Origin of the sequence: Azorhizobium doebereinerae UFLA1-100 (assembly GCF_000473085.1) — a bacterium.
Classification (GTDB): domain Bacteria; phylum Pseudomonadota; class Alphaproteobacteria; order Rhizobiales; family Xanthobacteraceae; genus Azorhizobium; species Azorhizobium doebereinerae.
In genome coordinates, this window is record NZ_AXBA01000016.1 from 1 (window position 1) to 11,996 (window position 11,996).

The following is an 11,996-nucleotide window of genomic DNA, read 5'->3' on the forward strand; positions in this document are numbered from 1 at the left end:
AGACCCCGAGCCGGCTCCAGCGGATGAAGCGGTTGTACAGCGTCTTGTGCGGGCCGTAGTCCTTGGGGGCATCCTTCCACTGCAACCCGTTGCGGATCACATAAACGATGCCACTCACCACCCGGCGGTCATCGACGCGCGGCACGCCATGGGCCAAGGGAAAGAAGGGCGAGATCCGAGACATCTGCCTTTCGCTCAGCAGGAACAAATCGCTCATCACAGCCTCCTCAATGGAGACTGTGAATCACAACTCAAGGCAAATTAATAGGTCCTGAGCCTAGTCACCCTTCCAAATTGGCGTGTACCTGCCCGGCGGCACAACGCAACGTTGGTTGCCGGTCAGCTACATGCAAGCTTTCCCGCCAAATGTCCCCGGCAATTCGAACACCGGGGAAGGCAAATGACCTTCCATCGCGCACTTCATCTGCCGTGCCGGCACGTATTGCCGGTGCCGCGGATGCTCTTGGGAAGGGGAAGGTCATGTCGTTCAAGAATTTGCCGATCATGTTCAAGATCGGCGCGCTCATCGTGCTGCTCGGCGTCTGCGCCATCGGCGGAACCATCTTCGCCAGCCACAAGATGAGCAACCTGTCCGCCGCCTATCAGGGCGCGATGACCGAGGATGCCGGCTTCCTCCAGTTGGCCCGGCTGAACCGGCAGATCGTCGGCGTCCAGCGCTCCATCTACCAGCTCGCGGTGGCGACCACGGACGATGAGATCAAGACCGCCGACGAGCGCCTCTCCTCCGCGCTCAGCATCGGCGAGCAGCGCGTTAAGGAGGCCAAGATCCTCCTGCCGAACATGTCGGCCGAGCTCGATCAATCCATGACCGCGCTGAAGGGCGCCATCAGCGGCGCCTGCGGCCCGACCATCAAGCTGGCCCGTGAATCCACCGCGCCCGAGGACATCATCCGGGCCGGCCGCATGATGGTGGCCGACTGCGACCCCGCGCTGCGCAAGGTAGTCGACAGCGTCACCCGCACCGTCGATGCGGCCGTGGACCACAACAAGACCTCGCTCGCCGAGCTCAACGCCGGTGCCTCCTCCTCCATCACCCTGCTCTACGTGACCATGGGTGCGGTGGTCCTGGCCGCCCTGGCGCTGGCGGCGGTGATGACCCGCGTCGGCATCGTCGGCCCGATCAACCAGCTCCTCGGCGTGATGCACGAGATCGCCACCGGGCATCTCACCGTCACCGTGCCCGGCACCGAGCGCAAGGACGAGGTGGGCACCATCGCCAAGGGCGTGGAGACCTTCCGCTTGGGCCTCGTGGAAGCCGAGCGGCTGCGCGAGGAAGCCGCCCACCAGGAGCAGCGCGCCGCCGAGCGGGTGCACGCCGAGCGCCTGGAGATCGCCGCCAATTTCGAAGCCAGCATGGGCGCCCTCGCCCACGCCTTCGCCCAGTCCTCCAGCGAGGTGTCGGAAGCGGCCCGTAGCCTGGCTGCCACCGCCGAGGAAACCTCCCGTCAGGCGGAAGCCGTGGGCGGAGCGGCGGAGCAGTCCAGCAGCAACGTGCAGACGGTGGCGGCCTCCACCGAGGAAATGACCGCCTCGGTCCGCGAAATCTCCGTGCAGGTCAGCCAGGCGGCGTCCATCGCCTCGGCCGCGGCCGAGGAGACCAGCCGCACCCAGACCGAGATCATCGAGCTGTCCCAGTCGGCGGCCAAGATCGGCGAAGTGGTGGACCTCATCACCAACATCGCCGGCCAGACCAACCTCTTGGCGCTCAACGCCACCATCGAGGCGGCCCGCGCCGGCGAGATGGGCAAGGGCTTCGCGGTGGTCGCCCAGGAGGTCAAGCAGCTCGCCGCCCAGACCGCCAAGGCCACCGAGGAAATCTCCGGCAAGGTCTCCGAGATCCAGCAGGCCACCAACCGCTCGGTGGAAAGCATCGACAGGATCGTGAACACCATCTCCCAGATCCGCAACGCCTCCTCGGCCATCGCCTCGGCGATCGAGGAGCAGGGCGCGGCGACCCAGGAGATCGCGGTGAACACCCAGCAGGCGGCGCGCGGCACCGAGACCGTGAACCAGAACATCAGTGGCGTCGGCCGCTCGGCCGAGATGACCGGCGCCGCCTCCACCCAGTTGATGACGCTCTCCCAGTCCCTGACCAGCCAGGCCCAGCAGCTGAAGGTCGAGGTCGAGCGCGTCGTGCAGAATCTGCGAGCCGGTTGATTCCCCCCCAAGGCCGGACGCAGGTGACGAAGGGCCTCGCGCAAGACGCGAGGCCCTTCTAATTTTTTGAGGCTCTTCTTTTTTCAAGGGCACGGCCCGGTCGAACGGCATCGCCATCCAATCGGCAAGGCATCCTCGCCAAAGATGCGAGAGCCCGATCGGGCCGGGTTGAAGCAGGCTGATCGGTGAAGCCGTCTTTGAACCGCTGCTGGAGAAGGCGCGCGCCGGACGCCTACAGCAGGCCGAGCGTGCGCAGCTCGCGCTCCATGTGCTCGGGCAGCGCGTCGCCGCCGACGGTGCCCGCGCCAAGGTCGACCGGCGCCTCGTTGGCCTTCAGGTAGCGCCAGCCCTGGAACGGCCGCGACGGCCGCGGCGCCACCTTGATGACTTTCGGATCAAGAACCAGATGGCAGCGGCGGATGCCGTCCGCGTCGGTGAACGGGCGCACGTCCAGCAGCGCCTGCCGGCAGGCCACCTCCCCCTTGATCACCCAATAGAGCGAGCCGCCGTCGGTGAGCTCGGGGACGCGGGTCGGCACCATGCGCGTGGTGTGCCACTGCTCCACCGGCTCGCCCGCCGCCTTGCGCGCGGCGAGGCGCTGCTTGATCCAGTCTTCGAGGTCGGCCACCGAGGTGGCGCCGACGCAGAGCTTCAGCAGATGGAGAGGCATGGCAACCGATCGGGCGACGGAAACGGAAGGGCTGGGCTCACCGCTTGACCAGCGGCCAGTCGATCTCGTCCTCGGCCACCACCCAGGGCTCGGCCAGAGCGGCGGTGCGCCAGCGGACGAAATTCGGCTCGGCGTGGATCGCCGCCACATAGGCGGCGCCCACCGCGTCGAGCGGCACCTGGTAGGTGTGGAAGCGCGCCGCCACCGGCGCGAACATGGCGTCCGCCGCGGAGAAGCCGCCGAACAGGAACGGCCCGCCGGCGCCGAACCGCGCCCGCGCCTGCCCCCAGATCCCAAGGATGCGCGCCACGTCGGCCTCGCCCTTCGGCGACAGCGCGCGCGGCTCGGCCGGGCGGGCGAGGTTCATCGGCAGCTCGGAGCGCACGGCGGAGAAGCCGGCGTGCATCTCGGTGGCGATGGAGCGGGCCAGCGCCCGCGCACGGGGATCGGACGGCCACAGGCCGGGATGGCGCTCGGCCGCCCAGTCGATGATGGCGAGGGATTCCCAGACCAGGGCGTCGCCGTCCACCAGCACCGGCACCCGGCCGGCGGCGCCGAGGGCGCCGAGCCTGGCGCGGAACGCATCCGTGTCCAGCGGCACCACCTCCTCCTCGAAGGCGATGCCGGCGGCCGACAGCGCCAGCCAGGGCCGCAGCGACCAGGAGGAATAGGTCTTGTTGCCGACGATCAGCTTCAGGGACACCCGCGCCTCCCAGGGCAAGGGCGGCGCTGCCGCCGCCCGGTTGAGGATGCCGATCCCGACCGCCGGGTCAGTGCATGGCGATCAGATTGAGATCGAACCCGCCGAAGACATAGACGATGGCGATACCAAGTCCGAAGGCGGTCAGCGCGAGACGCGCGAAGCACCAGCAGGACCGTCCGTGTGTTGCGCTCATGATGAGACGATGGACCCCGTTGAGAGACGATCGCGCGCGCAGAGGCCGGATCGTGTCTGACACTTTAGTTAAGAAAGTGTGACCACTAACGCAACGGCCTCTTCGCCGCAGCCCACAGTCTTTCATGGCTGCCCTGCGCTGGGCTTGCACCTGGCGGCGCGCATCCGGCCTTGCATCCGGGCGCGCGCGGTGCCACGAGGGCGCATGACCGAGCGCCCCTCAGACGCCCTCCCCCTGCCCGACGAGGCGCAGGTCGAGGCCACTATCCTGGACCTTGCCCGCGCCAAGGCGGACAGCAAGTCCATCGACCCCACCGAGGCCGCCCGCGCCCTGGCGGAGGGCGACGGCTGGCAGCGCGTGCTGCCGCTGGTGCGCCGGGTCGCCGTGCGCCTCGCCCAGGAAGGCCGGCTGGTGATCTACCGCAAGGGCAAGCCGGTGGATCCGGCGGACTTCCGCGGCGTCTACCGCCTCGGCATCCCGCACGACGAATAGGCCGCTCAGCCCGCCGCCGGCTGCGGCGCGGGGAACAGCACCGGGATGCGCCCGGTCAGGTAATAGGCCAGGAGCCCCAGCCATTCCTTGGCGGCGAAGTCGGTGAGGTCGAGCCCCTGCGCCACCCGCAGGAACGGGCCGTCCAGCGCCTTGGGCGAGACGGTGCGGTAGTCCACCGGATAGGCGGTGACCGGAAAGCCCACGGCGCGGAAGCAGCCCACCGCGCGCGGCATGTGGAAGGCCGAGGTCACCAGCAGCCAGCGCGCCCCCGGCGCCGGCTCCACCAGCGCCCGGGTGAAGGCGGCGTTCTCCGCCGTGTTGCGCGCCCGCCGCTCGAACGTCACCCGCGCCAGGTCCACCCCGAGGTCGCGCAGCGCCAGCCGCACCGCGTCCGCCTCCGGCCCGGCGCCCGGCTCCAGGTCCGCGCTGCCGCCGGAGAACACCAGCCGCGCCTGCGGATGGGTCCGCGCCAGCATGGCGAAGGCGATCATCCGCTCGCCTGCGTCATTGATCGCCGGCATGCCGCGCGCCAGCGCCACCGCCGGCATCTCGGCGCCGCCGAGCAGGATGATGCCGTCCACCGGCCGCCCGTCGTCCACATAGGGCGGGAAGCGCTCCTCCAGCGGCGAGACCAGGAAATTGGCCGCCGGCGAGAAGCCGAACACCACGATGCCGAGCGTCGCCAGCGCCACCAGCGCGAACGCCGGGCGCCGCACGTCCGCCACGCGCAGCAGCACCCCGACCACCAGGCCGAAGACCAGCAGGTTGGAGGGGGCGGTCAGCAGCCAGCCGAGCTTGGAGAGCGTGAAGAAGGAATCCATGGGGCGCCCGCGCGGCCCCGCGCCGGCCGGCGCGGGGGAGAGGAAAGATCAGCGCGGGTGTGCGGCGACGCGGGGAAAAGCGCAAGGGCGCGGCGGCATCGGGCCGGTTTTCGCCTCGCCCGCCCGCACGCCCGCCGCCCGCGCCCCACCCCGCCTCAGGCGGTCTTCTCGAACAGTTCGCGGCCGATCAGCATGCGGCGGATCTCGCTGGTGCCGGCGCCGATCTCGTAGAGCTTGGCGTCGCGCAGCAGGCGGCCGGTGGGATAGTCGTTGATATAGCCGTTGCCGCCCAGCGTCTGGATCGCCTCCAGCGCCATCCAGGTGGCCTTCTCGGCGGCGATCAGGATGGCGCCGGCCGCGTCCTCACGCGTGGTCAGGCCCCGGTCGCAGGATTTGGCCACCGCATAGACGTAGGCCTTGACCGAGTTCATCGCCACATACATGTCGGCGAGCTTGCCCTGCATCAGCTGGAAGGTGCCGATCGCCTGGCCGAACTGCTTGCGCTCGTGGACATAGGGAATGACCACGTCCATGCAGGCCTGCATGATGCCGATCGGCCCGCCCGCCAGCACCGCGCGCTCATAGTCGAGGCCGGACATCAGCACGTTGACGCCGCGCCCCACCTGCCCGAGCACGTTCTCCTCCGGCACCTCGCAATCCTCGAACACCAGTTCGCCGGTGTCGGAGCCGCGCATGCCCAGCTTGTCCAGCTTCTGCGCCGTGGAGAAGCCCGGAAAACCCTTCTCGATCAGGAAGGCGGTCATGCCGCGGGCACCCGCCGCCGGGTCGGTCTTGGCATAGACCACCAGGGTCTCGGCGATGGGACCGTTGGTGATCCACATCTTGGAGCCGTTCAGCACATAGCGGTCGCCCTTCTTGTCCGCGCGGGTGCGCATGGAGACGACGTCCGACCCCGCCCCCGGCTCGGACATGGCGAGCGCGCCCACATGCTCGCCCGAGATCAGCTTAGGCAGGTATTTGCGCTTCTGGTCCTCGGTGCCGTTGCGGCGAAGCTGGTTGACGCAGAGGTTGGAATGCGCGCCGTAGGACAGGCCGACGGAGGCGGAGGCGCGGCTGATCTCCTCCATGGCGATCACATGCTCCAGATAGCCGAGGCCCGAGCCGCCATAGTCCTCCTCGACGGTGAGGCCGAGCAGGCCGAGGTCGCCGAGCTTCGGCCACAGGTCGCGCGGAAACTGGTTGGAACGGTCGATCTCGTCCGCGCGCGGCGCGATCAGATCCTGGGAGAAGTCGCGCACCGTGTCGCGCAGCATGTCGGCGGTTTCGCCGAGCTGGAAATCAAAGCCGTTCTGCATATTGGCGAGCATGCGCATCCTCTCCCGGCGGCCGGAGGCCGCTATTGGTCTGTGGGGCCTGGGCTTCTGCGGCCCGGTCGCGGGGATGGTAGAACAGGAAGCCGCCGCCGGGAAACCGGCCGCGCCTCATCCTTTGGACAAAGGCTCCGCGTGGGGCGCGGGGCGGGGGCGCGGCGGCGCAAAATGGGGTGAACGCCAGGGCGCAAGGTGGCTCACGGATGGTTCAACCATGAGTAATTGGCCTACGTGTTCTGCATGGCATGGCTTAGACTTCTCGCATGGGACTATTGACCTTCAGCATCAACGTCACCCTGGACGGCTGCGTCGATCACCGGGAGGGGATTGCCGACGACGAAACGCACGCCTTCTTCACCCGTCTTATGGACGAGGCCGGGGCGATGCTGTGGGGACGCGTCACCTACGAGATGATGGAGAGCCACTGGCCGGCAGTCGCTCGCGGCGACGAGAAGGCGCCGCCGGCGATACGCGCGTGGGCGGTCAAGCTGGAGGTCAAGCCGAAGTACGTGGTGTCGTCGACGCGAAACACCTTCCCGTGGACCAACAGCCATCACATCGCCGGCGACCTGCGCACGGGCGTCCAGAAGCTCAAGGACGCAACCCCGGCCGGCGTGCTCCTGGGTAGCGGCAAGCTCGCGACCGAGTTGGAACGGCTGGATCTGATCGACGAGTATTGTTTCCTCGTCCACCCCAGGATCGCCGGCCACGGCCCAACCCTCTACCAGAGCGGATTGCCCGGCACGCGGCGGCTGGAACTGATCTCGGCAACGCCGCTCCGCAGCGGCGCTATCGCCGCACATTACCGGCGCGCCCGCTAATCCAGAGCAGCATCTTTGCGCGCCGCGCCTTCTCGCCGCGCGATACGGCATCCTCCACTCCCGAAATGCATCGGGACAGGTCCTCGCAGGCCGCCCGCCCATTGAAACCGTGCGATCAGACCAGCCGGTCGGCGGGGGCGCCGCGGCCCGGCCGCGCGGCCGGGATATGCGCCCTGCGGTTGCTGTCGAACAGCGCCACGGCGGCGCCGATCGGCAGCGCCGCGGCGAACAGGAAGCCCTGCGCCTGCTGGGCGCCGAAGGCCCGCAGGAAGCGCAGCTGCTCCTCGCTCTCCACGCCCTCGGCGGTCAGCGTGATGCCGAGCGAGCGGCCGAGCCGCACCACATATTCCACGATGGAGGCGGCATCGCGGGTCACGCCGAGATTGGAGATGAAGGAGCGGTCGATCTTGATCTTGGACACCGGCAGGCGGTGGACATGGACCAGCGAGGCATGGCCGGTGCCGAAGTCGTCCAGGGCGAGCCGGATGCCGCAGTCGCGCAGCCGCTCCAGCATCTCCGTCACTTCCGCCTCGCCGCCGATCACCGCGCTCTCGGTGATCTCGATCTCCAGCCGGTGCGGCGGGAAGCCGGTCTCCTTCAGGATCTGCATCACCCGGTCCACCATGCTGGCGTGGCGCAGGTTGACCGGCGACATGTTGACCGCGAGCGTCGTGTCGCCCAGCGCGCGCGCCTCGATGCAGGCCTTGCGCAGCACCCAGGCGTCGATGCGGGTGATGAGCGCGGTGCCCTCGGCCACCCACAGGAAGTCGGCCGGCATCAGGCGGCCGCGCTCGGGATGGTCCCACCGCAGCAGCGCCTCGAAGCCGACAATGCGCCGCGTTTCCACCTCCACCTCCGGCTGGAACACCAGGGCCAGTTCGCCCCGGTCCAGCGCCGCCGACAGTTCGGTCTCGATGTTGCGGCGGCGGCGGAGCTCCCGCTCGAAATGCGGCTCGAACAGCACCGCCGCGCCGCGCCCCTTGGCCTTGGCGCGATAGAGGGCGATGTCGGCCCGGCGCAGCAGGTCCGGCACGTTGGTGGCATCGCGCGGGGCCTGCGCCACGCCCACGGAGGCGCCGACCACCAGTTCCGCCCCCTCCAGCTTGATCGGCGGCTTGAGGCGGTCGAGGATATGGTCGATGCGCGGCGCCATCTCGTCGCCGGCCTGCCCCCGCGTCATGAGCACGAACTCATCGCCGCCGAAGCGCGCCGCCACGCCGCCCCGGCCAACGCCCTCGCGCAGGCGCTCGGCCACGGTGCGCAGTAAGGCATCGCCCGCCGTGTGGCCCAGCGTGTCGTTGATGTCCTTGAAGCCGTCGAGATCGACGAACATCAGCCCCAGCGACTCGCTGGGATCGAGGTCGGTGAAGGCCCGCTCCAGGTCGGCGATGAACTGCATGCGGTTCGGCAGGTCGGTGAGCACGTCGCGCGAGGCGAGGTGCGTGGCGTAGGCCTCGCTCTCCACCAGCGCCGCCGTCGCCCGGCGCGCCTGGAACAGCAGGACGACGCACAGCACCAGCAGCAGCGTGGAGAGCAGCGCCACGGAGGGAGCGAGCCGCCCCGTCAAGGCGGAATCCGGACGGCCTTCCGGCCAGACCAGGGACAGGACGCGCCCGTCCGCCATGTCGGTCAGGGGCACGCCGGCCCCGCCCAGAACGGTGCCCTCGGCCAGCCGGAAGCCGTCGGCCTTGAAGGAGGCGCCGAGTTCCTTGAACAGGTTCTCGTCCAGGCGGTCCACGGTCACGGCATAGACCGGCTCGGTGCTGGCGCGCGCGGCGGCCCCGGCGACGCCGCCCGGCAGCACGGCGCCGACGGCGGCAAGGCCGGTCAGGGCGCCATTCGCCACCACGCCCACGGACGGGTTCTGTGCCTGCGCGCCCTCCACCAGCTTCTTCAGCGTGGGCCGCATCTGCGCCACCGCCTCGGGCGCCAGCCGCTTGCCCAGCGAGGAGGCGTAGAGCACGTCCCCGCTGCTGTTCAGAAGGAAGTTTTCCTCGAAGCCGAAGGTGTCGTTGAGCGGGCGGCTGAAGCTGCGCTCGAACCAGGCCTCGCTCAGCGGCTCGCCGGCCACCGCCGGCTGCTCGGCGCGCACGGTGGCGGACTTGAGCGCCTGGAGCATGTGGGCGGTGTGCGCGGTGAGGAACGCCCTGACCGCGCTGCGCTCCTGTTCCGCGCGCGCCACGTCGGTGCGCAGCAGGCCCCAGACCAGCAGCGCGACGAGCCCGGCCGCCACCAGTGCGATGGCCACGATAGGCCAGAGGCTGGGCGAGCGGGAGCGCGGATTGGAACGATGGAAAATGGCTGCCCCCGTTCAGACCCAAGATGCCAAGCAATGGAACGGGTCTATTCTTGGTTTTACGGACAAGTGCCCCCGAGGGGAAGGGGTGTCTCCGGGCAGGAAGCGAGCTTTATTGCCGCTCTCCGGGCGCCCGCCTCAGCCGCCGAACCACAGCGAGGCGAGGCCGAGGAAGGCGAAGAAGCCGACCGTATCGGTGACGGTGGTGACGAACACGCCGGAGGCCACCGCCGGATCGAGTTTGAAGCGGTGGATGGCGAGCGGGATGAGGATGCCGAACAGCCCCGCCGCCAGCATGTTGATGACCAGCGCGCTGGCGATGACCCCGCCCAATTGCCAGTTGGCGAACCAGCCGGCGGCGATCAGCCCCAGCAGCACCGCCAGGATGCAGCCGTTGAAGAAGCCCACCAGCACCTCGCGCAGCACCACGCGCCGGGCGTTGTGGCTGCCGAGGTCCTTGGTGGCGAGCGCCCGCACCGCCACGGTCATGGTCTGGTTGCCGGCATTGCCGCCCATGGAGGCGACGATCGGCATCAGCACCGCGAGCGCCACCATCTTCTGGATGCTGCCGGAGAACAGGTCGATGATCGCGGCGGCGAGAAAGGCGGTGAGCAGGTTGACCAGCAGCCAGGGCAGCCGGCCCTTGGCCGTATAGGCCACGGTGTCGGACAGTTCCTCGTCGCTGCCGACGCCGGCCATGGCGCGCAGGTCCTCGTCCGCCTCCTCCTGGATCACGTCCACCACGTCGTCGACGGTGATCACCCCCACCAGCCGCCCGGCATCGTCCACCACCGGGGCCGAGACCAGATTGTAGTGCTGGAACATGCGGGCGACCTCTTCCTGGTCCTCGCTCGCCTTCACCACGTGGGAGCGCTCGGCCTTCACCGCCGTGACCAGCACCGCGCGCTTGGTGCGCAGCAGGCGGTCCAGCGGCAGGGCGCCCATCAGGTGGTAGGCGGGATCGACCACGAAGATTTCGTAGAAGGTTTCCGGCAGGTCCTCGGTCTCGCGCATGTAGTCGATGGCCCGGCCGACGGTCCAGAACGGCGGCACGGCGATGAACTCGGTCTGCATGCGCCGGCCGGCGCTTTCCTCGGGATAGTCGAGCGAGCGCTGGAGGGCGACGCGCTCGGGGGCCGGAATGAAGGCGAGGATGGCCGCCTTGTCGTCGTCGTCCAGGTCTTCGAGGATATAGACCGCATCGTCCGAATCGAGGTCGCGGATGCCGGCGGCCACCACGTGCGGCGGCAGCTGGCGCAGCAGCTGGACGCGCACGGTCTCGTCCAGCTCGGTCAAGGCGGTGAAGTCGAAGTCGGCGCCCAGCAGCTCGATGAGGCGCGTGCGCTCCTCGCCCTCCAGCGCCTCGATGAGGTCGCCGAGGTCGGCCTCGTGCAGGTCGCGGACCCGGGCGCGCAGCGCCTCCCCATCGCCGGCGGCGATGGCCGCCTCGACGGCGTGGATGAAATCCTCCGCCACCTGCCCGTCCGCATCCCGTACCGGCAGGTCGAGCACGTCAGCGGGGGCGACTTCGGCGTCGTCGCGCATGGCGCGTCTCCTTGAGGCAGGATTGATCGGGAGTGCAAGGCGTTCTAGGTGGGCACCGGCGCGAAGGCAAACCCCGCCCGCGCGCATCCGGAGCCCTTTCATGCGCAGGCGCCTCGCCGGCCTCCTCCTGGCCGGCCTCCTCCTCCCCCTTGCCGCGCCGTCCGCCCCGGCCCGCGCCCAGCCGCAGCCGGCCGCCCCCGCCTGCCCCGGCCGCCCGGACGCGCTCGGCACCGCCCGGGTGCTGGAGGTGCCGGCGGGGGTCCAGGTGGGCACCAAGTCGTTCCCCGCCACCCTGCCGCTGGAGAAGGGCGAGGTGGTGCTGACCTTCGACGACGGCCCCTGGCCCCGCACCACGGCGGCGATCCTGGACGCGCTGAAGGCCGAATGCGTGCGCGCCACCTTCTTCCTGATCGGCGAGAACGCCCGCGCCCGGCCCGAGCTGGTGCGCCGCGAGATCGCCGAGGGCCACACGGTGGCCCACCACAGCATGACCCATCCCGACGCCACCCTCGCCCGCCTGCCGCACGCGGCGGCGGTGGAGGAGATCGCCGCCGGCATGGCGGCGGACGATCTGGCCGCCTACGGGTCGGCGGGCGGGGCGCGGGAGCTTGCGCCGAAGGTGCCGTTCTTCCGATTCCCCGGCTTTGCCTCGACGCCGGAGCTGCTCACTTTGTTGCATGCGCGTGGCATTTCTGTCTTCGGCGCCGATTTCTGGGCCAGCGACTGGAACAAAATGACGCCGGAACAGGAACTTACGCTTGTGTTGCAACGGCTGGATGCGACAGGGCGTGGTATCGTGTTATTTCACGACACAAAGGCCCAGACGGCGGCCATGATTCCGGCGTTCTTGCGGGCTCTAGCTCAGCGCGGCTATCACGTCGTCCATGTTGTTCCCGCCCGCCCCCAGCCGCCGGTCCGCTAGTTAACCCCCTGTTCGGGCTGACCG

At 69.4% G+C, this 11,996-nt stretch carries 12 protein-coding genes; 4 read left to right on the forward strand and 8 right to left on the reverse strand.

Annotated elements, in window-relative coordinates:
- Positions 1-217 (reverse strand): transposase (locus tag YU1_RS0113355; protein ID WP_156922116.1); only part of this gene is annotated, 217 nt, incomplete at its 3' end.
- A gap of 263 nt (positions 218-480) precedes the next feature.
- On the opposite strand from YU1_RS0113355, the gene YU1_RS0113360 reads away from it, so the two are divergent.
- Complete coding sequence (locus YU1_RS0113360; RefSeq protein WP_029004510.1) at positions 481-2,178, forward strand: methyl-accepting chemotaxis protein; 1,698 nt, start codon at positions 481-483, stop codon at positions 2,176-2,178.
- Positions 2,179-2,410: 232 nt separating this feature from the next.
- Here the strand turns inward: YU1_RS0113360 and YU1_RS0113365 are convergent, their stop codons facing one another.
- The 3 genes from YU1_RS0113365 to YU1_RS34740 form a co-directional block, all read right to left on the reverse strand.
- Positions 2,411-2,848 carry a DUF1489 family protein gene (locus YU1_RS0113365; protein ID WP_029004511.1) on the reverse strand — a complete coding sequence of 146 codons (438 nt, stop codon included), beginning with the start codon at positions 2,846-2,848 and terminating at the stop codon, positions 2,411-2,413.
- Positions 2,849-2,885: 37 nt separating this feature from the next.
- A complete protein-coding gene (locus YU1_RS0113370; RefSeq protein ID WP_029004512.1) occupies positions 2,886-3,551 on the reverse strand; it encodes a glutathione S-transferase family protein in 666 nt (221 codons plus the stop codon).
- A 67-nt stretch (positions 3,552-3,618) separates the two neighbouring features.
- Entirely contained in the window at positions 3,619-3,744 is a 126-nt protein-coding gene (locus YU1_RS34740; protein ID WP_280790716.1) for a hypothetical protein, read from the reverse strand.
- Positions 3,745-3,948: 204 nt separating this feature from the next.
- Between YU1_RS34740 and YU1_RS0113380 the strand changes: the two genes are divergently transcribed.
- Positions 3,949-4,236, forward strand: coding sequence for a DUF3253 domain-containing protein (locus tag YU1_RS0113380; protein ID WP_051356838.1), 288 nt, complete (start codon positions 3,949-3,951; stop codon positions 4,234-4,236).
- Between the two features lie 5 nt (positions 4,237-4,241).
- Here YU1_RS0113380 and YU1_RS0113385 read toward each other — a convergent pair whose 3' ends face one another.
- On the reverse strand, positions 4,242-5,057 hold the full coding sequence (locus YU1_RS0113385; RefSeq protein ID WP_029004514.1) for a YdcF family protein: 816 nt from the start codon (positions 5,055-5,057) through the stop codon (positions 4,242-4,244).
- A gap of 155 nt (positions 5,058-5,212) precedes the next feature.
- Positions 5,213-6,385, reverse strand: a complete 1,173-nt coding sequence (locus tag YU1_RS0113390; RefSeq protein ID WP_029004515.1) for an isovaleryl-CoA dehydrogenase — start codon at positions 6,383-6,385, stop codon at positions 5,213-5,215.
- A gap of 266 nt (positions 6,386-6,651) precedes the next feature.
- Between YU1_RS0113390 and YU1_RS0113395 the strand changes: the two genes are divergently transcribed.
- Positions 6,652-7,209: a dihydrofolate reductase family protein gene (locus tag YU1_RS0113395; RefSeq protein ID WP_029004516.1), complete on the forward strand. Its 558-nt coding sequence runs from the start codon at positions 6,652-6,654 to the stop codon at positions 7,207-7,209.
- A 115-nt stretch (positions 7,210-7,324) separates the two neighbouring features.
- On the opposite strand, the gene YU1_RS31990 is transcribed toward YU1_RS0113395, so the two are convergent.
- Entirely contained in the window at positions 7,325-9,457 is a 2,133-nt protein-coding gene (locus YU1_RS31990) for a putative bifunctional diguanylate cyclase/phosphodiesterase (RefSeq protein ID WP_051356839.1), read from the reverse strand.
- Between the two features lie 186 nt (positions 9,458-9,643).
- The gene (gene mgtE / locus YU1_RS0113405; RefSeq protein WP_029004517.1) at positions 9,644-11,050 is read right to left on the reverse strand and encodes a magnesium transporter; all 1,407 of its coding nucleotides are present in this window, start codon (positions 11,048-11,050) and stop codon (positions 9,644-9,646) included.
- Between the two features lie 100 nt (positions 11,051-11,150).
- On the opposite strand from mgtE, the gene YU1_RS0113410 reads away from it, so the two are divergent.
- A complete protein-coding gene (locus YU1_RS0113410) occupies positions 11,151-11,972 on the forward strand; it encodes a polysaccharide deacetylase family protein (RefSeq protein WP_035715335.1) in 822 nt (273 codons plus the stop codon).
- Positions 11,973-11,996: the final 24 nt, after the last annotated feature.